The 18591-nt window shown below is 66.5% G+C and carries 20 protein-coding genes; 12 read left to right on the plus strand and 8 right to left on the minus strand.

The annotated features are described in order from the left end of the window. Nucleotides 1-17: 17 nt before the first annotated feature. Nucleotides 18-350, plus strand: a complete 333-nt coding sequence (locus KL771_RS17300) for a YbjQ family protein (RefSeq protein ID WP_261969787.1) — start codon at nucleotides 18-20, stop codon at nucleotides 348-350. A gap of 103 nt (nucleotides 351-453) precedes the next feature. Then, nucleotides 454-1032 (plus strand): DUF4337 domain-containing protein, encoded by a 579-nt coding sequence (locus tag KL771_RS17305; RefSeq protein ID WP_261969788.1) that lies wholly within the window; start codon nucleotides 454-456, stop codon nucleotides 1030-1032. Here the strand turns inward: KL771_RS17305 and KL771_RS17310 are convergent. Then, complete coding sequence (locus KL771_RS17310; RefSeq protein ID WP_261969789.1) at nucleotides 1025-1993, minus strand: hydrogen peroxide-inducible genes activator; 969 nt, start codon at nucleotides 1991-1993, stop codon at nucleotides 1025-1027. The two genes, KL771_RS17305 and KL771_RS17310, sit on opposite strands and share 8 nt — an antisense overlap. Before the next feature lie 174 nt (nucleotides 1994-2167). On the opposite strand from KL771_RS17310, the gene KL771_RS17315 reads away from it, so the two are divergent. The 4 genes from KL771_RS17315 (at nucleotide 2168) to KL771_RS28380 (ending at nucleotide 5669) form a co-directional block, all read left to right on the plus strand. Next, entirely contained in the window at nucleotides 2168-3643 is a 1476-nt protein-coding gene (locus tag KL771_RS17315) for a catalase (protein WP_261969790.1), read from the plus strand. Nucleotides 3644-3648: 5 nt separating this feature from the next. Then, nucleotides 3649-3855: a hypothetical protein gene (locus tag KL771_RS17320; protein WP_261969791.1), complete on the plus strand. Its 207-nt coding sequence runs from the start codon at nucleotides 3649-3651 to the stop codon at nucleotides 3853-3855. Nucleotides 3856-4303: 448 nt separating this feature from the next. Beyond that, complete coding sequence (locus KL771_RS17325) at nucleotides 4304-5161, plus strand: hypothetical protein (RefSeq protein WP_261969792.1); 858 nt, start codon at nucleotides 4304-4306, stop codon at nucleotides 5159-5161. Then, nucleotides 5154-5669 (plus strand): type II toxin-antitoxin system VapC family toxin, encoded by a 516-nt coding sequence (locus KL771_RS28380; protein ID WP_390867051.1) that lies wholly within the window; start codon nucleotides 5154-5156, stop codon nucleotides 5667-5669. Before KL771_RS17325 ends, KL771_RS28380 begins: the two co-directional genes overlap by 8 nt. Nucleotides 5670-5911: 242 nt before the next feature. Here KL771_RS28380 and KL771_RS17330 read toward each other — a convergent pair whose 3' ends face one another. Continuing rightward, nucleotides 5912-6193, minus strand: coding sequence for a hypothetical protein (locus KL771_RS17330; protein ID WP_261969793.1), 282 nt, complete (start codon nucleotides 6191-6193; stop codon nucleotides 5912-5914). 253 nt (nucleotides 6194-6446) lie between these two features. Here KL771_RS17330 and KL771_RS17335 point away from each other — a divergent pair, with 253 nt between their 5' ends. Then, entirely contained in the window at nucleotides 6447-7088 is a 642-nt protein-coding gene (locus tag KL771_RS17335) for an FMN-binding negative transcriptional regulator (RefSeq protein ID WP_261969794.1), read from the plus strand. A 266-nt stretch (nucleotides 7089-7354) separates the two neighbouring features. On the opposite strand, the gene KL771_RS17340 is transcribed toward KL771_RS17335, so the two are convergent. The 6 genes from KL771_RS17340 to KL771_RS17365 all read right to left on the minus strand — a co-directional run bounded on the left by KL771_RS17340 (nucleotide 7355) and on the right by KL771_RS17365 (nucleotide 12930). Next, complete coding sequence (locus KL771_RS17340; protein ID WP_054360219.1) at nucleotides 7355-7648, minus strand: HPr family phosphocarrier protein; 294 nt, start codon at nucleotides 7646-7648, stop codon at nucleotides 7355-7357. 158 nt (nucleotides 7649-7806) lie between these two features. Next, the gene (locus KL771_RS17345; RefSeq protein WP_054360220.1) at nucleotides 7807-8208 is read right to left on the minus strand and encodes a PTS sugar transporter subunit IIA; all 402 of its coding nucleotides are present in this window, start codon (nucleotides 8206-8208) and stop codon (nucleotides 7807-7809) included. Nucleotides 8209-8364: 156 nt separating this feature from the next. Then, nucleotides 8365-8814, minus strand: a complete 450-nt coding sequence (locus tag KL771_RS17350) for an HPr kinase/phosphorylase (RefSeq protein WP_261969795.1) — start codon at nucleotides 8812-8814, stop codon at nucleotides 8365-8367. Continuing rightward, on the minus strand, nucleotides 8811-10577 hold the full coding sequence (locus KL771_RS17355; RefSeq protein WP_261969897.1) for a sensor histidine kinase: 1767 nt from the start codon (nucleotides 10575-10577) through the stop codon (nucleotides 8811-8813). Before KL771_RS17355 ends, KL771_RS17350 begins: the two co-directional genes overlap by 4 nt. 16 nt (nucleotides 10578-10593) lie before the next feature. After that, a complete protein-coding gene (locus KL771_RS17360) occupies nucleotides 10594-11295 on the minus strand; it encodes a response regulator transcription factor (RefSeq protein WP_261969796.1) in 702 nt (233 codons plus the stop codon). A gap of 246 nt (nucleotides 11296-11541) precedes the next feature. Further along, a complete protein-coding gene (locus tag KL771_RS17365) occupies nucleotides 11542-12930 on the minus strand; it encodes an MATE family efflux transporter (protein WP_261969797.1) in 1389 nt (462 codons plus the stop codon). A gap of 256 nt (nucleotides 12931-13186) precedes the next feature. Between KL771_RS17365 and KL771_RS17370 the strand changes: the two genes are divergently transcribed. From KL771_RS17370 to KL771_RS17390, 5 genes are all read left to right on the plus strand, one after another. Then, a complete protein-coding gene (locus KL771_RS17370) occupies nucleotides 13187-13936 on the plus strand; it encodes a HugZ family pyridoxamine 5'-phosphate oxidase (protein ID WP_261969798.1) in 750 nt (249 codons plus the stop codon). 210 nt (nucleotides 13937-14146) lie between these two features. Then, nucleotides 14147-15760 carry a phosphoenolpyruvate carboxykinase gene (locus KL771_RS17375; RefSeq protein WP_261969799.1) on the plus strand — a complete coding sequence of 538 codons (1614 nt, stop codon included), beginning with the start codon at nucleotides 14147-14149 and terminating at the stop codon, nucleotides 15758-15760. 163 nt (nucleotides 15761-15923) lie between these two features. Beyond that, nucleotides 15924-16850: a class I SAM-dependent methyltransferase gene (locus tag KL771_RS17380; protein ID WP_261969800.1), complete on the plus strand. Its 927-nt coding sequence runs from the start codon at nucleotides 15924-15926 to the stop codon at nucleotides 16848-16850. Further along, entirely contained in the window at nucleotides 16847-17698 is an 852-nt protein-coding gene (locus tag KL771_RS17385; RefSeq protein WP_261969801.1) for a TrmH family RNA methyltransferase, read from the plus strand. The genes KL771_RS17380 and KL771_RS17385 overlap by 4 nt, the downstream gene beginning before the upstream one ends. A gap of 190 nt (nucleotides 17699-17888) precedes the next feature. Beyond that, nucleotides 17889-18584 (plus strand): HlyD family efflux transporter periplasmic adaptor subunit, encoded by a 696-nt coding sequence (locus tag KL771_RS17390; RefSeq protein ID WP_261969802.1) that lies wholly within the window; start codon nucleotides 17889-17891, stop codon nucleotides 18582-18584. The last annotated feature ends 7 nt before the right edge of the window (nucleotides 18585-18591 follow it).

The raw sequence follows: 18591 nt of genomic DNA on the forward strand, positions 1-18591 counted from the left end.
TTCCGACGGAGGGTTCCATGATCCGCAGCGACTTCATCACCACCGGGTTCGGCTTCCAGCGCTACCGCGTCGTGCGCGAGATCGGCATCGCCCACGGCATCGTGGTGCGCTCGCGCTCGATCGTCGGCAACTTCCTCGGTTCGCTGCAGACCATCTTCGGCGGCAACATCACGATCTACACCGAACTCTGCGAGCAGGCGCGCAAGCAGGCCTTCGAGAAGATGATGCAGGACGCCGCCGGCCTCGGCGCCAATGCGATCATCGGATTCCGTTTCGAATCGACCGATATCGGCCAGGGCCTGACCGAAGTTCTGGCCTACGGAACGGCCGTGGAAGTCACCCCGATGTGAGCCGATCCGCCACGCGAACCGGCAGTTCCGTAAGGTTATCGACAGCCTTGCCGCAGCCGCAATCTGCCGGCATCGCGACGTCGGGGAACTGACGGAGGGGACCATGACCGACGCGACCGCGCACCAGCCGGAAAGCCAGGAATCGCGGGATCATTTCAACAACATGATCGCCATCGCGGTGGCGCTCATCTCGGCCTTCATGGCGGTCTCCAAGGTCAAGGACGACAACATCGTCCAGGCCATGCAGAAGGCCCAAAGCGAGGTCCTCGACAACTGGAACGTCTATCAGGCGCGTCAGCAGCGCCGCGTGCTCGGCGAATATATCCTGTCGCAGACCAAGGCGGTGACGCCGGAGCCCTATCCCGAGCGGGTCGCCAAGGCGATGGCCGAATGGCAGAAGGCGGTCGACGATTCCAAGACGCGCGCCGACCAGGCGGCCGCCAAGGCCAAGGCCGCGCAGGAAGCCTACGATTCGCTGAACGACCGCGACGACCTGTTCGACCTGTCCGACGCCATGCTGTCGGTGTCGCTGGCGCTGTTCGCCATCACGGCGCTGATCCGCGTCCGCTGGCTGTTCGGCCTGGCCACCGGGCTCGGCCTGCTCGGCATGTTCTTCGGCTCCGCCGGCTTCGGCGGCTGGACGCAGTTCCATCCCAATTGGCTGGTCGCGCTGCTTAGCTGAGGCTCGCCTGGGACCCGCCCGTCCCGTCCTTCGACCCGGCAAGACGGGCCTCCGGCTCGCGTTGGGCCTCCGGCCCACAATGGGCTTCGGCCAGGACGGCCCCGAGGGCCTCGTAATCCCGTCGGCGCGGCGAGGTGCGGCGCCAGGCGAGACCGATGGTCCGGCTCGGTTCGGGCGCGGCGAAGCGGGTGACGGCGACGCGCGGATTGTTGCGGGTTTCCGCTTCGACCGACATGTCGGGCAGGAGCGTGACGCCGTAGCCGTTGGCGACCAGCTGCAGCACGGTGGCGAGACTGGTCGCGCCCAGTTGGGCACGCAGGTCCGGGCGGGTCGCGCCGCACAGCGCCAAGGCCTGATCGCGCAGGCAATGGCCCTCCTCGAGCAGCAGCACCCGCTCGGTTTCCAGGATGCCGTGGATGGCGGGCGGCGTGGCCGGCCGGCGGTCGGCGGCGCTGGCCAGAACGAAGGGATCGTCGAAGAGCGGCCGCTCCTCCAGATCGTTGCGCCCGGACGGCAGCGCGATCAGCACGGCATCGAGCCGTCCGTCGGCGAGATCGTCGACGATCAGGCGCGTCTGGCTTTCGCGCAGTTCCAGCCGCAGGGCCGGATGGCGCGCCTGCAGCAGCGGCAGGACGGCCGGCAGCAGATAGGGGGCGATCGACGGGATCACGCCGAGCCGCAGCGGGCCGGTCAGCGGCGCGCTCGCCTGCCGGGCGACGCCGACCAGGTCGTCGACCGCGGCCAGGATGGCGCGGGCGCGCCCGACCACTTCGACGCCGGCCGGCGTCAGGCCGATGCTGCCGCGCGTCCGTTCGACCAGCCCGACGCCGAGGCGGGCCTCCAGTTCCTGGATCTGTTGCGAAAGCCCGGGCTGCGAGACCGCGCACTCGTCCGCGGCGTGGCCGAAATGGCGATGTCGGGCGAGCGCTTCCAGATAGCGCAGCTGGCGCAGTGAAATCACGAAGGACCGTCCTCCTGCGGCGGCGAGCCACCGGGTGCCGATCCCTGCAGCAAGGCCGAGGGATCGATTTTTTATAACTTGAAATTATCGAGCCTGCCATAACTTTCGATTGGACGTTATCGACACCTTCCGGGACAGTGCGCGTCGAACCATCGACCCGAACGGAGACAGCCCGTGACCCGGACCCTGACCACCACCGCCGGCGCGCCCATCGCCGACAACCAGAATTCGCTCTCGGCCGGGCGGAACGGACCGCTCCTGCTGCAGGACTGGCAGCTGATCGAGAAGCTCGCCCATCAGAACCGCGAGCGCATTCCGGAGCGCGTCGTCCACGCCAAGGGATCGGCCGCCTACGGCACGCTGACCATCACCAACGACATCACCGCCTATTCCAAGGCCAAGCTGTTCGACGCCCTCGGCAAGAAGACCGAAGTGCTGCTGCGCTTCTCGACGGTTGCCGGAGAGCGCGGCGCGGCCGATGCCGAGCGCGACGTGCGCGGCTTCGCCCTCAAGATCTATACCGAGGAGGGCAACTGGGATCTGGTCGGCAACAACACGCCGGTCTTCTTTATCCGCGATCCGCTCAAGTTCCCGGACTTCATCCGCACCCAGAAGCGGCATCCGTCGACCAACCTGCGCTCGCCGACGGCGATGTGGGACTTCTGGTCGCTGTCGCCGGAGAGCCTGCACCAGGTCACCATCCTGATGTCCGACCGCGGCCTGCCGCAGGGCTACCGCTTCATGAACGGCTACGGGTCGCACACCTATTCGTTCATCAATGCGGCCGGCGAGCGCTACTGGGTCAAGTTCCACTTCAAGTCCCTGCAGGGCATCAAGACCTGGACCAACCGCGAGGGTGAGGCGGTCGTCGCCAAGGACCGCGAGAGCGCCCAGCGCGACCTCTACGACGCCATCGAGACCGGCGACTTCCCGCGCTGGCGCTTCTGCGTCCAGATCATGCCGGAGGCCGATGCCGACAAGACGCCCTACAATCCCTTCGACCTGACCAAGGTCTGGCCGCATGCCGACTATCCGCTGATCGAGGTCGGCATTCTGGAGTTGAACCGCAACCCGCGGCACTATTTCGCCGAGGTCGAGCAGGCCAGTTTCTCGCCGTCCAACATCGTGCCGGGCATCGGCTTCTCGCCGGACAAGATGCTGCAGGGCCGCATCTTCGCCTATGCGGATGCGCATCGCTACCGCGTCGGCACCCACTACGAGGCCCTGCCGGTCAACCGGCCGCGCTGCCCGGTCGCCCACTATCACGCCGACGGCTCGATGCTGCACGACATCCCCGAGCGCGGCGACGCCTATTACGAACCCAACACAATGGGCGGCCCGGCCGAGGACAACCGTTTCGCCGAACCGCCCCTGAAGATCTCCGGCGACGCCGACCGCTGGAACCATCGCGACGGCAATGACGACTACGGCCAGGCCGGCGCCCTGTTCCGCCTGATGAGCCCGGATCAGCGCGAGCGGCTGATGGACAACATCGCCGAGGCCATGCAGGGCGTGCCGGAGGCGATCGTCCGCCGCCAGGTGGTGCATTTCCACCGCGCCGACCCGGCCTACGGCCTCGGCGTCGCCCTGCGCATGAAGCTCGACACGATGAATCTCGACCCCCAGGCCCTCTCCAGCGCCGCGGAGTGACCCCCATGCCGCACGACACCCTCCGTTCCAATTCCGCCGCCTTCCGGGTCGGCGACTTCACCATCCCGGCCAATGTCGAGGCCTTGAACGGCGCCCTCGCCGAAAAGGGCATCGCCTCCGAGCGCATCGTCGCCGTGCACCTCCTCGCCGGCGCCCACATGGCCTTCGGCGACAACGGCCCGCGCTACCACGTCCTCTACCGCGAGGCGTAAGCCTCGCCAGCGCGGCGTGAGCGTCGCCAGCGAGGCCTGACCCGGTCCGGAAGGCGGGCAGTCGGATTCCCCAGCTGATGCCCGTCGACCGCGACAGGGCCCGGCGATCTCCCGATCGCCGGGCCTCAAATTTTAAGGCAAGTGCAAAATTCGCACTCTTTTTTGGAGTAATATGATAAAAATCAATGGGTTAATTCGTCGTCTGATCTGTCCTGTCAGCGCTACTTCATCATTTTTAGGCGCGATACGAAGGGCATATACCAGGACTGTCGTTAGCGGTGACTGCACCGGCATCCAGCCGACTTCGACTTCCGCCACTGCAACTACGCTGCGCTCGAATGTGGTGACAAAATGCGCGCGTAGTGCGCTAATTCTGGTATCGTCGTAGGGCGGTTGTCCTGCTTTGGCTCATCCGTGGCCGCACAAGACGGTCTGATTGGGGTCAGTCGTGAGCAAGTCACTTTCCATCACGGTATACCCTTCAGCGCTTGGCGCTGAGTTCCTTTCGGTATCCGACGCAATGCGCCAGATACTTGATATTGTTGACGCTTTGGAGAAAACGGAAGCAGTATCCACAACTGAACGAAAAGTTGTGTGGCGCCTAGTTGAGGCGCACACAAACTCGCCTCCGCTAACAATCACGGCAGAGGCGTTTCCTGTTAATCCTACTGTTTCAATTGGCCTAATTGCTGATCAGCTCGCGAGCACTTTTGCGGCCGGGATACAGTGCCTGCTTGAGGGGCAAAGTCCTGAGTGGATTGGTCATGAAGTTGCTTCGCCACTAAAGAGGGCGTTCCAGCGGAACATGAACGGTGTCGGTCGTACCAGGATTGAACTTGCGGAAGGTCGTGCAATCGACGTAGTACCGTCTACTGCGCAAGCAGCCGTCATAGCGCTTGATCGCATCGAACTAAACAGCCGTGCGGACATTCCGGATCTTCGCCACACAGAATATGGCGATATTGAAACCGAAGTTTGTGGGATAACCCGCTGGAACGACAAGCCAGCTTTGGTAGTCGTGGAGCGCTTGTCGCGCGAGAAGGTTACCTGCGTCCTGAGCGCAGAATTAGCAGAAAAGCTCGGACCCTCGCATCGGTGGCATGAGGCTTGGGATGGTCAGCGGCTTCTTGTGACAGGTGCTATGCACTACGGTTCCGATGGCGGTCTCAAGAGAATAGACGCCATTGCCGCCGAAGATATGCCTTGGACTTCCGTATCAATCGCTGATTTGAAGAGTGTCGATATCCTAGGTGGGTTATCCGTCAGTGAGCATCTTTCCAAGTTGAGAGGTCGCGATTTTGGCTAGGCCATCAAAGATATATTGGGATAGTTGTGCTTGGCTTGGATTCTTGAATGGGGAGCCAGACAAGAAGCGAGAACTTGAAATCGTTTATGAACAAGCCCGAAAGGGATACTATGAGCTTTGGACATCAACACTGTCGATGGTTGAGGTTCGGCGTCTTGATTCTGAAAAGTACGTCCCAAAACCCCTCAGCGATGAAAATGCGATTATAATCCAGCGTCTATTTCGACAGCCGTTTGTAAAGGCTATTCCCCTTGGTGTTGAAATCGCTGACAGCGCAAGAGATTTGTTTCGACTGACCCCGGGGCTTACGAAATTTCAAGACGCAATCCATCTTGCTTCAGCGTTGAGATGGGACTCTCAGATAATGCATACATATGACAACGATGATCTTCTGCACTTAAATCTAAAATTCAAATGCAAGAACGGTGAAAAACTCAACATATGCTATCCCGATGAGACAACTGATGGTCCCCTCTTCTCTCAAAACAATAACAAGAGGCCGGGTTAGTAAAATTGAAGTAAGATCATGAAAGCTTGGCTCCGACCAGAGCAGGGGGCGCATTCAATGCGTATCATAGTACGATGAAGCACAATCTGACACTGGACCGAGCTCTGGCTGCAATGAATATTTGGCTCGTCTAAATAGTAAATTTTGTCGCAACATAATATTATTATTTTGATAAGTTATCATATATTGTGCTTGGCAAGAAGGTCTGCGTGTATGGAACTCAAACTGCGGCCGATGTTCAGCTACTTTATCCACTTATCAATTATGAATTTCGAAACTCCATCGCTGATACCTCTCCATGCGGCGGTGTTGTTAGTAGCATCTACGACGTAGAGAGAGTCATTTTTGTCCATTGCTGGCCAAATTGCATTGACGGCTTGTTCTGCAGTTAGGCTGGAGTTCGAGTACCAGAATGATTTTTGGATTTTTGCCCAAGACCCCGTAGCTTTTATGGCTTCGGCAACTTTCTCGTAGTTCTGTCCAGGATCATTCAAATCATAAGATATGTGAAGATTGTTCGACATCCCACCCTCTCGAATCTCTGATTGCGAATCGATGCATAACAATTAAAGAGGGTGACACAAAAAGTATGTAAACCCTATATCTTTTTAAGTCCCTTGGTGGCCAAACCAAGAATCCGGTCCATACCATCGCAGCTTTCGGTTCGTCCTGGGCCCTAGGTGCCAGGCAAAACGTAAGCGGCGGTGCAGTACGCCCCATTTCCCCCGCACCGGAATCGCCCTAAAACCCTCCGATTCTCGAACCCAGGGCCCGCCCATGTACCGTCCGCCGCATTTCGCCGTCGACGACCTGCCGACCCAGCAGGCGCTGATCCGGGCGCATCCGCTCGGGCTTCTGGTCGTGGCCGGGCCGGACGGGCTGACCGCGGACCCGATTCCCTTCCTGCTCGATGCCGGGGAGGGGCCGTTGGGGCGGCTGCGCTGCCATGTGGCGCGGGCCAATCCGGTCTGGCGGGTGATCGGGGCGGGGGCCGAGGTGCTGGTCGTGTTCCAGGCGGCCGAGGGCTACGTGACGCCCGGCTGGTACGAGACCAAGAAGGAGACCGGCAAGGTCGTGCCGACCTGGAACTATGCGCTGGTCCAAGTCCACGGCCGCGCCCGGGCGATCGAGGACACCGACTGGCTCGCCAGCCAGATCGCCGACCTGACCGCCCTGCAGGAGGCGGCGCGGCCGGAGCCCTGGGCGGTCGACGATGCGCCGGCACCGTTCATCGCGGCGCAGATGCGCGGCATCGTCGGGATCGAGATCCCGATCGCGCGCATCACCGGCAAGTGGAAGGTCAGCCAGAACCGCCCGGAAGCCGACCGCACCGGCGTCGCCGAGGGGTTCGAGGCGCAGGGCGCGGCGGCGGCGGTGATGGCCGGTCTGGTCCGCGATTTCGGCCGCGACCGCGGCTGAGCGGAGATCCCGCGGTTTCCGCGCGGCGGCGACATCGGCCGAGCCACGACACCCGAAAAAGACCCGTCCACGGGGCAGGGGCGCCGGACACGGCTGGCTCGACTGCGGCGTGAGGGAAATCGTCCCGCCGTGCGTGAGCCAGGAGGCGTCTCGATGGCGCCGGACGGCCGCACCTTGCGGCCTGCATTCCTCGAGCCGGACGGCCGCATGATGCGGCCTGCCTCCCGCGCGAGGCCCGCAGCACGTATCGGCCGGGGACGGCCGGCCTATTCCTCGTAGAACTTGGCTTCGACCAGCGTGGTGATCGCCGCCAGGGCATCGGCGGCCTGCCGGCCCTTGGCGGCGACGCGGATGGTCGTGCCGGGGCTCGCGGCCAGCATCATCAGGCCCATGATCGAGGTGCCGCCGACGGTCTGATTGTCCTTGGTGACCTCGACTTCGGCGTCGAAGCCCTCGACGGTCTGCACGAACTTGGCCGAGGCCCTGGCATGAAGTCCGCGCTTGTTGGTGATCAGCAGATCGCGGACCAGATGCCCGTCGACAGTCTCTGCATCTGCCATGGACACGGCGCCCTCACTCAACTGGGGACCGCCCATCGGACCCCGCTCTCCGCCTTCTGCAACGGCGCTACGAATAGACGTGAAATCGTGTCGGTGTCGAGATGCCGCGGCGTCTCTAAGCCTAATCGACGAGCGATTCGCGCGCTTGTGACCGGCGCCTACTGGCCCTGCAGTACCTGGCTGGCGACGTTGATGTATTTCCGGCCGGCATCCTTGGCCTCGGAGACGGCCGCGAGCAGCGGCTTCTCCTGGCGCACCTTGGCGAGCTTGACCAGCAACGGCAGGTTCACGCCGGCGACGACCTCGACGGTGCCGCCGTTCATGACCGAGATGGCCAGGTTGGACGGCGTGCCGCCGAACATGTCGGTCAGGATTGCCACGCCGGATCCGTCATTGACCTTCGCGACGGCATCGAGAATGTCCTGCCGGCGCTGCTCCATGTCGTCCTCCGGACCGATGCAGATCGTCTGGATCTGCTGCTGCGGCCCGACGACATGTTCGAGAGCCTTCACGAATTCCTTGGCGAGCTCCCCGTGAGTCACGAGGACGAGACCGATCATCGGGCCATGCTCCACATGAGACGCGGGTCCTGCCCTTCCGGGCCGTCTTCTCTCGTTGCGCCCGCGCCTCGACCGAGGCGCTTAGATGGTTGCGGCGGGCGGGGCATTCAAGGACGAACTCCCTCCCGTGCCGCACCATAAAGCCGTTTCCGCGACTTATCGCAAGAGGCCCGGCATGCACCGGAGGACCAGGGCCGCGCCCGAGGGGTCGCCGGACGGGACCGCCAGGCGGGCCAGCCGGACGCCGAGAATGTCGGTCGTCAGGGCCTCCGGGGGCGGCATCCGGGCCTCGGCGGGCCCGAGATCGGCCACCAGGCGGATCACCGCGGCCGGTTCGAAGTCGACCGGGACGATGCCGAATCCGCGGATTTCGACGAGCCCGGCAATGGCTGCGGGCACGCGCGCCACCAGGCGCCCGCCTGCGGCCGTCAGGTCGACGCGATCGTCGGCGACCAGGGCCGCGAATCGCCCCGCCTCCCGGGTCCGCTCGACGAGATCGAGCGCGAGGCGCGACTTGCCGCTGCCCGAGGCACCGCGAATCAGGATGCCGTCGGCGCCGACCAGCACCACCGAGCCGTGCAGGTTGGTGGGCAGGGGCGGGCTCATGCCGCCGGGATCCGCACGGTGAAGCGGGCGCCGAGCACCTTCTCCCCGTCCGGGCCGAGCCGATTGGTGGCCTCGATGGTGCCCTGGTGGGCTTCCACGATCTGGCGCGAGATGGCGAGGCCGAGGCCCGAATTGTTGCCGAAGCCCTCCTGCTCGGGCCTGTCGGTGTAGAAGCGCTCGAAGATGCGCTCGATCGCGTCCGGCCGGATGCCCGGGCCGTCGTCGTCGACCAGGATCTCGACGGCATCGTCGACCCGGCGCACGGTAACGCGCACCTCCGCGCCTTCGACCGAGAAGGAGCGGGCATTGTCGACCAGGTTGGTGACGACCTGGCCGAGCCGGCTGTCGTGGCCCATCACCCGGTGCGGCCGGCCCTCCGCATCCTTGGCGACGATCAGGCGGACCTCCTGGTCGCGTTTCAGCGCCAGTTCGTGCTGGACCGACACCACCGCCTCGACCAGCCGGACCACATCGATGCGCGCGGCCTCCTCGCGGGCGAGTTCGGCGTCGAGCCGCGAGGCGTCGGAAATGTCCGAGATTAGCCGGTCGAGCCGGCGAACGTCGTGCTGGATGACCTCCAGGAGCCGGCCGCGCGATTCGTCGGAACGGGCCAGCGGCAGGGTCTCGACCGCGCTGCGCAGCGAGGTCAGCGGGTTCTTCAGTTCGTGCGCCACGTCGGCGGCGAAATGCTCGATCGCGTCCATGCGCAGGTAGAGCGCATTGGTCATGTCGCGGAAGGCGCGCGACAGGTGGCCGATCTCGTCCTGGCGGGCGGAGAAATCGGGGATTTCCTCGCGCGCCTTGACCGAGCGGCGGACCCGGTCGGCGGCGGCGGCGAGCCGGCGCATCGGCCCGGCGATGGTGCCCGCGAGCAGCACCGAGAGCAGGATGGTGACGCCGGCGGCGACCAGGAAGACGCGGATGATGCCGAGCCGCTCGGCGCGCACGATCGCGTCGATGTCGCCGCCCTGGGTCGACAGCATCAGCGAGCCGAGCACGGTCCGATTGCGCTGGATCGGTACGGCGACGGAGACGATCAGCTCGCCCTTCGTGGTGCGCCGCACGACCGAGGCGGAGGCGCCGGTCAGCGCCTGGGCGACCTCCGGATAGTCCTTTCCGTCGGAGAAGCCGAGTTCGCGATAGACCGGCAGGCCGGTGCCGCGGAACCAGCCGGTGACCTCCTCGGCGAAGCGGTCGAACCAGCGTGCCGTCTCGGGCGGCTCGGACGCCGGAGCGACCGGGCCGAAATCGCCGCGCCGGTAGAGATTGCGCGAATCGATCACCATGAAGCCGTCGCGGTCGTAGATGCGCGCGCGGGTCTTGGTCGGCGAGACCAGCCGGCGCAGCACCGGGGCGACGCGCTCCGGGTTGATCGGAAAGTCGAGCGAGGACAGCGTGTCGTCGCCCGGCGGCTCGGGCTTCTCGGTCAGGTCCTGCTTCAGAAGCTCGTCCGGATCGAGCAGGATCTGGTCGGTATTGACGCTCGCCGAGGAGGCAACCGCGGCGGCGATGATCTCGCCTTGGACCATCAGGCTTTCCAGCCGCGCGTCGATCAGGCCGGCGCGGAACTGGTTCAGGTAGAGGATGCCGGACAAGAGCGCGATCAGCGCGAACAGGTTCAGGATGACGATGCGGCGCGTCAGGCTGGAGAAGACCGCCGTCCCCGACGATCGCCACAGCCGCCAGAGCGCCGTCTGCCAGCCGCGCCGGCGCTTCTGCGCCGGCTTCTGGGGCTTCACGGGCCGGCTTTCGGAGGCGCGCATGTCCATGGCGGGCCGGTCACGCCTCCTTGAAGCGGTATCCGACCCCGTAGAGCGTCTCGATCATCTCGAAATCGTCGTCGACGGCCTTGAACTTCTTGCGCAGCCGCTTGATGTGGCTGTCGATGGTGCGGTCGTCGACATAGACCTGATCGTCATAGGCCGCATCCATCAGGGCATTGCGGCTCTTGACCACGCCCGGGCGCTGGGCGAGCGCATAGAGGATCAGGAATTCGGTCACCGTCAGGGTGACCGGCTCGCCCTTCCAGGTGCAGGTGTGGCGCTCCTGGTCCATGGACAGGTTGCCGCGCTCCAGCATCTTGGCCTGGTCGGTCGGCTTCGGTGCGCCTTCCCCGCGCGGCGCAGCGCGGCGCAGCACGGCCTTGACGCGCTCGACCAGCAGGCGCTGCGAGAAGGGCTTCCGGATGAAGTCGTCGGCGCCCATCTTGAGGCCGAACAGCTCGTCGATCTCGTCGTCCTTGGAGGTCAGGAAGATGACCGGCAGCTCGGACTTCTGGCGGAAGCGGCGCAGCAGTTCCATGCCGTCCATGCGCGGCATCTTGATGTCGAAGATCGCGAGATCCGGGGGATTGGCCCTCAGCCCGTCGAGCGCGGACGCCCCGTCCGTATAGGTCTGCACCCGATAGCCTTCGGCTTCGAGCGCGATGGAGACGGAGGTCAGGATGTTCCGGTCGTCGTCGACCAGAGCGATAGTCGGCATCGTCGATGGGTCCTCGCGATGAGCGGGCGCGACGAGCACGGCGCGACCCTGGTTTCTGCTTGGAGCGCTGCGAATGCGCTCAAATCATGACGTTTCAGTCTATCCCCGGTTCCCGTTGGACGAAATCGTCCGAACGCCGTAGGGCACCGTCCGACGGATAGACGGAGGCGTGATGCGTGCGGGTCGAAACAGGCCCTGGTCTAGCCCATCTGCCTGCGGCGGGGAACCGCAAACCGTGACGGCGGCTCAAAGGCGGCCGAGCGGGCCGCGGGAAACCCTGCGGAAGCGGTGATCGAGCAGCACCACGGAGATCGCCGCGCCGGCGACGATGCCGCCCATCAGGCCGACAGGACCGAGCCCTCCCGGTCCGGCCAGGACGGCGGCGATCGGCACGGCGCCGAGCCAGTAGGCCGAGGTCTGCAGGATGCTCGGCCGCCAGACATCGCCGGCGCCGCGCAGCGCCCCCATCAGCACCGCGGCGGCGGCATCGATGCTGAGGAAGAAGGCGGCGACCAGGAAAGTCTGCCGCGTCAGCGCCAGGACCGCGGGATCGTCGGTGTAGACCCTCCCGATCGGATCGGGGTCGATCAGGAACCAGACCGAGAAGGGCAGAGCCATGGCGGCGCCGATGACGATGCCGACCCGCCCGGCCCGCGCCGCATCGGCGGCCGCGCCGGCGCCGACCGCGCGGCCGACGCGGATTGCGGTGGCGCTCGCCGTGCCGATCGCCATCATGAAGATCAGGCTGACCACCGTCATGGTGATCTGGTGGGCGGCGAGGGGCGTCGTGCCGAGCGTGCCGGCGACGAAGACGATGGTGGTGAAGGCCGCGCTCTCGACGCCTTGCGCAATGCCCATCGGCAGGCCGACGGCGCGGATCTGGCGCCCGGCCGCGCCGCCGAGGGTGCGGATCTCGGCCAGCCAGGTCGACGGCGGGACGACCAGCCGGCGCGGATCGCCGCGGCGCGCCTCGTCGGCGACGAGATAGCCGATCGCCGCCAGGAAGGCGACCCAGCGCAGCGCGGCGGAGACGGCGACGCAGCCGACCGCCCCGGCCGGGTCGGCCAGCCCGAACCAGCCGAGGCCGAAGATGCCGTTGAGCGGCACGTTGGCGATGTTGACCAGGATCAGGATGACCATCCCGGCGCGCGGCCGGCCGGTCGCCTCCAGGAACAGGTTGACGGCCGTGAAGGCGAGCATGCCCGGCAGGCCCCAGCCGAAGGCGGCGGTGACGCGGGCGGCGCCGCTCGCGAGGTCGGGCGCCTGGCCGGTGGCGCGAAAGAACGGCTCCGAGAAGACGGACAGCAGCCCAACCAGCAGGCCGAGGGCGACCGCGTGGATCAGCCCGGCGCGAAAGACCCGCCCGGTACCGGTCGCGTCGCCCGCCCCCTGGGCCTGGGCGGACAGCACCACGACCGACTGCAGCGCACCGACCGCGACCAGCATCAGCACCATCTGGGGGGCGACGCCGAGCCCCATATAGGCGAGTTCCGCAGCGCCCGCCCAACCCGCCATGGCGGTATCGACCACGAACATGACCAGCAGCATCGCGCGCGCGACGATGATCGGGCCGGCCAGCCGCAGCGTTTCGACGGCATGCCGACCGACCGGCATGGCGCCGGTCTCATTGCGCATTCCGCTTCCGATGCCTGCGTTATCGACCGCCATGATGCCTGCGCTCCCGGAGCCGGAACGCGCCGGACCATACCGACGCGCCGACCGGGAGGGCGTGCCTGCCCGATCGGACCGGTCGATAATCGGTCGCCAGGGTCGCGGAGCCGCTCCCGCTCCGAAGCGCGGCGTTATAGAGGAGAGAGAGCCGCCCGCCCATGGCGCGGGGTGCAGAGCTGACCATTTTCCGGCTTCGGAGCCGGATTCGGAGGAATTTCGCATGACCAAGCCCGCATTCACGCCCGTTTCGGCCTCAAGACGGTTGATGCGCGAGGCGCGCAGCGCTGCGCTGGCCACGCTCGATGCCGGCACCGGCATGCCGTTCGCGACGCTGGTGACGGTCGCCGGCGCTGCCGACGGGGCGCCGCTGCTGCTCCTGTCCGATCTCGCGGCCCATACCCGCAACCTGAAGGCCGATCCGCGCGCCTCGCTGCTCTTCGACGAGCGCGGCCCCGGCGCGATCCTGCCCGGCGATCCGCTGACCGGGGCGCGCGTCACGCTGACCGGCCGGATGGAACGGCTGGCTGAGCCGGGCGAGGCCCGCCGCCGCTTCCTCGCCCGCCATCCCGAGGCCGAGGGCTATGCCGGCTTCCGCGACTTCGCCTTCTACCGGATGGCGGTGGAGACCGGGCATCTGGTCGCCGGCTTCGGCCGGATCGTCGACATCAAGGCCGCCGACCTGCTGCTCGATCTTTCCGAGGCCGGCGAGATCGTCGGGGCGGAGACCGAAATCCTGGAGCATCTCAACGCCGACCATGCCGATGCGCTCGCCCTCTATGCGACCCGGCTGGCCGGGGCGCCGGACGGGGCCTGGCGGGCGATCGGGTCCGACCCGGAAGGCCTGGATCTCGCCCTCGACACGCCGGCCGGAACGCTGGTGCGTCGCATCGCCTATCCCGAGCCGATCCGCCATACCGGTCCACTTCGTGCAGTTCTGAAGAAACTTGCAGATACGGCGCGATCCGTGTGAGGTATTCAATCGATTGAATCGTCTTTGGAACTTCTGTCGACCTTCGGATGTCTTGTTATCAAGGCGTCGTGTGACTAGCGTCGTCGTGCCGAGAGCAGTCTCAAGGATTTGGAGGACTTGAACTGTTCATTCGGCATGGACACGTCGTCGCAGCAAGATATTGCAGATCGACCCGCCGCGGCAGCCGGCGGGCATCCGGAGGGTTAACGCGTGAAACAGACCGGCACCTGGAACGAAGCTCAGGGGCTCGATGCGATCGGGCTGAAGAATCTCGGCTCGGTCCATTGGAATTTGTCGGAGCCCGAGCTCTACGAGGAGGCGATCCGGCGCGACGAGGCCAAGATCGCGGCGGGCGGGGCGCTGGTCGCCTATACCGGCCAGCACACCGGCCGCTCGCCCAACGACAAGTATGTCGTCTGCGATGCGCTCACCGAGAACAGCGTCTGGTGGGACAACAACAAGAAGTTCACCCCTGAGCAGTTCGCGCTGCTGCACGACGACTTCATCAAGCATGCCGAGGGCATGGACCTGTTCGTGCAGGATCTCGAAGGCGGCGCCGATCCGCGCTATTCGCTGCCCGCGCGCGTGGTGACCGAATACGCCTGGCACTCGCTGTTCATCCGGCACATGCTGCGGCGTCCGGAGCGCGCGGCGCTGCGCCACTACGTGCCCGACATGACGATCATCGACCTGCCGAGCTTCAAGGCCGATCCGGCCCGCCACGGCTGCCGGTCGGAGACCATCATCGCCTGCGACTTCTCGCGCAAGATCGTGCTGATCGGCGGCAGCTCCTATGCCGGCGAGATGAAGAAGTCCGTCTTCACCATGCTGAACTTCCTCCTGCCGGCGCAGGGCGTCATGCCGATGCACTGCTCGGCCAATGTCGGCGACGCGGGTGACGTGGCGGTGTTCTTCGGGCTCTCGGGCACCGGCAAGACGACCCTCTCGGCCGACCCGACCCGCACGCTGCTCGGCGACGACGAACATGGCTGGAGCGAGGACGGCGTCTTCAATTTCGAAGGCGGCTGCTACGCCAAGACCATCCGCCTGTCGCGCGAGGCGGAGCCGGAAATCTACGCGACGACCGAGCGCTTCGGCAGCGTCTTGGAGAACGTCCCGCTCGACCCGCTGACCCGCGTGCCGGATTTCGACGACGGCTCGCTGACCGAGAATACCCGCGTCGCCTATCCGCTGCACTATATCCCGAATGCCTCGCCGACCGGCCGCGCCGGCCAGCCGAAGAACATCATCATGCTGACGGCCGACGCCTTCGGGGTGATGCCGCCGATCGCCAAGCTGACGCCCGACCAGGCCATGTACCACTTCCTGTCCGGCTACACCGCCAAGGTGGCCGGCACCGAGAAGGGCGTGACCGAGCCGCAGGCGACCTTCTCGACCTGCTTCGGCGCCCCGTTCATGCCGCGCCATCCGGCCGAATACGGCGCGCTCCTGAAGCGCCTGATCGCCGAGCACGGCGTCGACTGCTGGCTGGTCAATACCGGCTGGACCGGCGGCGCCTACGGGGTCGGCCGGCGCATGCCGATCAAGGTCACCCGCCGCCTGCTGTCGGCCGCCCTCGACGGCTCGCTGAAGACCGCAACCTTCTACCGCGACCGCTATTTCGGCTTCGACGTGCCGACCGCGGTCGACGGCATCGAGCCGCATGTGCTCTATCCGGCCAAGACCTGGGCGGACAAGATCGGCTTCGAGCGTCAGGCCGCCAAGCTGGTCGACATGTTCGTCAAGAACTTCGAGAAGTTCGAACGCCATGTCGACGGCGCCGTCCGCGACGCCGCCCCGCAGCTGCGCTCGGCGGCCGAGTGATCGGACGGCCGGCGCCCTGATCCCGGGGCGCCGGTGCTCGACCACCCGACCCGGATCACGGCCCACCCGGTCCCCGCGACCGGGTGGGCCTTTTGCCTTCGGGCGCTCCCGCCGAGACCATTCCGCCCGTTGACCGCGCCCGCGCGATCCGCGATGGAAAGGCATGACCGCCCAAGACGAGACCCGCCCCGAGCCGCCGCTCGGCAGCCCGACCCGGCCCCTCATGCTGGAGGCCGCCGGCTGGGACGACTATGCGCTGATCGATTCCGGCCACGGCCGCAAGCTGGAGCGCTACGGGCGGATGAAGCTCGTACGGCCAGAGGAGCAGGCGATCTGGACGCCGCGCCTCGGCGAGGCGGTCTGGGAGCGGGCCGACGCGGTCTTCACCGGCGATGTCGAGGAGGAAGGGCCGGGCCGCTGGCGCTTCCCGCGCCAGGTGCCGGAAACATGGCCGATGGCCTATGGCGATGTCGCCTTCGGTTGCCGCTTCACGTCGTTCCGCCATACCGGCGTCTTTCCCGAGCAGGTCGCCCACTGGGCCTGGATGGCCGAGCGCATCCGCGCCGCCGGCCGGCCGCTGAAGCTTCTCAACCTGTTCGGCTATACCGGCATCGCCTCGCTGGTCGCCGCGGCGGCGGGCGCGCAGGTGACCCATGTCGACGCCTCCAAGAAGGCGATCGCCTGGGCGCGCGAGAACCAGGCCGCCTCCGGCATGGAGGCGCTGCCGATCCGCTGGATCTGCGAGGATGCCGGCAAGTTCGTCGCCCGCGAGGGCCGGCGCGGCAGCCGCTACGACGGCATCCTGCTCGATCCGCCCAAATACGGCCGCGGCCCGGGCGGCGAGGTCTGGCAGCTCTTCGCCGACCTGCCCGCCATGCTGACCGCCTGCCGCGATCTCCTGTCGGCCGATCCGTCCTTCCTGATCCTGACCGTCTACGCGATGCGCGCCTCCTTCGTGTCCTTCCACGAGCTGGCCGCCGAGGTCATGGCGCCGCGCGCCGGGCGGCTGGAATCGGGCGAACTGCTGCTCGTCGAGGAGGCCGGCGGCCGCCGCCTCGCCACCTCGCTGTTCTCCCGGTGGTGCCCATGAGACGGTCGAACCCGCCGCGTCCGTCCGCGCCCCAGCGCGCCGGCCAGATCAAGGAGGTGTCGAGCCTCGCCAATCCGGTCGTCAAGGAGATGCGCGCGCTGCAGCTCAAGAAGGAGCGCCAGCGCACCGGCCTGTTCCTGGCCGAGGGCCTCAAGCTGATCGCCGACGCGATCGACCAGGACTGGCCGATCCGGGTGCTCGCCTATGCGGCCAAGGTCAAGGACCAGCCGATGGTCCGCCGCATCGCCCGGGCGGCGGTCGACCGCGGCGCGCTGGTGCTGGTGGTCAGCGAGGACGTGCTGGAAAAGATCAGCCGGCGCGACAATCCGCAGATGGTGGTGGCGGTGTTCGAGCAGCGGCTGATCGGGCTCGACGACATCGATCTCGACCGGTCGAGCGTCTGGGTCGCGCTGGAGACGGTCAAGGATCCGGGCAATCTCGGCACCATCATCCGCACAGCCGATTCGGTCGGCGCCTCGGGCGTCATCCTGATCGGCGACACCACCGACCCCTTCGCTCTTGAAGCCGTGCGCGCCACCATGGGGTCGATCTTCAATATCGGCCTCGCCGCCGCGACCGCCGAGGAGTTCGTCGCCTGGAAGCGGCGCACCGGCGTGCCCGTGGTCGGCACCCATCTGGCCGGCGCGGTCGACTATCGCAGCCTGCGCTATGCCGAGCCCGGCATCCTGTTGATGGGCAACGAGCAGTCCGGGCTGCCGGACGACCTGGTCGCCGCCTGCGACCATACGGTCAAGATCCCGATGGCCGGCCGCGCCGACAGCCTCAATCTAGCGGTTGCCACCGCGGTGATGCTCTACGAGATGCGCCGCCCGCGGCTGAAGCTTTGAGGCCGGCGCTCCGGCGCCCGGCTGCCGTGGCTCTGAAGAGGCGCGACGCCGGCGCCGGTCGTCGGCTCGCGTCTGTCGACCGGCCTGGGCATAGCGGGGATCCGGCGTTTTGATGATTTCCCCGCACCCCGTCCTGGATTAGGGTCCGGCCGGGGCGCACGAACCGGCTGCAACGGCCGAGGGGCTGGACTTGAAGGGCGACAAGACATCGGAGTTCCGGCGCAGAACGGCGCCCGGTCTCGCCTTCATGCTCGGTCTCGCGCTGCTGGCCGGCATGGTCCTGTACTGGGTCGTGCTGGAGCGGGAGGACCGCGCCCTGCCGTCCGGCATCGCCGTCGCATCGGGCGTGCTCACCGCCACGCAGGTGCCGGTGGCCAGCCCCGGTGCCGGTGCGGTGCTGCAGGTGATGGTTCCGCCCGGCACGGCCGTGACGGCCGGAACGCCGATCCTGCGCCTGCGCGGCCGGACCGGCGAATTCCTGGTCGCCACCCCGCGCGCGGGCCGCCTGGACCGCCTCGCGGTGCAGCCCGGCGACGACATCGAGGCCGGTCGCGTCGTCGCCACCCTGACCGATCTGGCCGATCTCGCCATGATCGCCCCGTTTCCGGCAGAGACCGTCGGCCATCTGCCGATCGGCGCGGAGGCGCGGTTGGAGCTGTTCGGCTTCAAGGGCAACGCGATTCCTGCCCGCGTCGTCTCGGTCGTCGCCCAGGACGGCGGTGCCACGGCGCCGCAGCCGCCGGACGGCAACGCGGTTTCCGGACGCATGGTCACCGTCACCGTGGAGGTGACCGATACGCGCAGCCTGCCGCTCGCAGCCGGCATGCGCGGCCGGGTCTATCTGCGGATCGCGGAAGGCGCGCCTTGGCCGGCCCGGATCCGGTGACCGGTCC

Origin of the sequence: Prosthecodimorpha staleyi, from assembly GCF_018729455.1 — a bacterium.
In the GTDB taxonomy this organism is placed as follows: Bacteria; Pseudomonadota; Alphaproteobacteria; order Rhizobiales; family Ancalomicrobiaceae; genus Prosthecodimorpha; species Prosthecodimorpha staleyi.

Coding starts and splice junctions, on each gene's coding strand:
- KL771_RS17300 (WP_261969787.1), top strand. CDS start 18: ATGATCCGCAGCGACTTCATCACCACCGGGTTCGGCTTCCAGCGCTAC.
- KL771_RS17305 (WP_261969788.1), top strand. CDS start 454: ATGACCGACGCGACCGCGCACCAGCCGGAAAGCCAGGAATCGCGGGAT.
- KL771_RS17320 (WP_261969791.1), top strand. CDS start 3,649: ATGCCGCACGACACCCTCCGTTCCAATTCCGCCGCCTTCCGGGTCGGC.
- KL771_RS17330 (WP_261969793.1), bottom strand. CDS start 6,193: ATGTCGAACAATCTTCACATATCTTATGATTTGAATGATCCTGGACAG.
- KL771_RS17335 (WP_261969794.1), top strand. CDS start 6,447: ATGTACCGTCCGCCGCATTTCGCCGTCGACGACCTGCCGACCCAGCAG.
- KL771_RS17340 (WP_054360219.1), bottom strand. CDS start 7,648: ATGGCAGATGCAGAGACTGTCGACGGGCATCTGGTCCGCGATCTGCTG.
- KL771_RS17345 (WP_054360220.1), bottom strand. CDS start 8,208: ATGATCGGTCTCGTCCTCGTGACTCACGGGGAGCTCGCCAAGGAATTC.
- KL771_RS17350 (WP_261969795.1), bottom strand. CDS start 8,814: ATGAGCCCGCCCCTGCCCACCAACCTGCACGGCTCGGTGGTGCTGGTC.
- KL771_RS17355 (WP_261969897.1), bottom strand. CDS start 10,577: ATGCGCGCCTCCGAAAGCCGGCCCGTGAAGCCCCAGAAGCCGGCGCAG.
- KL771_RS17360 (WP_261969796.1), bottom strand. CDS start 11,295: ATGCCGACTATCGCTCTGGTCGACGACGACCGGAACATCCTGACCTCC.
- KL771_RS17365 (WP_261969797.1), bottom strand. CDS start 12,930: ATGCGCAATGAGACCGGCGCCATGCCGGTCGGTCGGCATGCCGTCGAA.
- KL771_RS17370 (WP_261969798.1), top strand. CDS start 13,187: ATGACCAAGCCCGCATTCACGCCCGTTTCGGCCTCAAGACGGTTGATG.
- KL771_RS17380 (WP_261969800.1), top strand. CDS start 15,924: ATGACCGCCCAAGACGAGACCCGCCCCGAGCCGCCGCTCGGCAGCCCG.
- KL771_RS17385 (WP_261969801.1), top strand. CDS start 16,847: ATGAGACGGTCGAACCCGCCGCGTCCGTCCGCGCCCCAGCGCGCCGGC.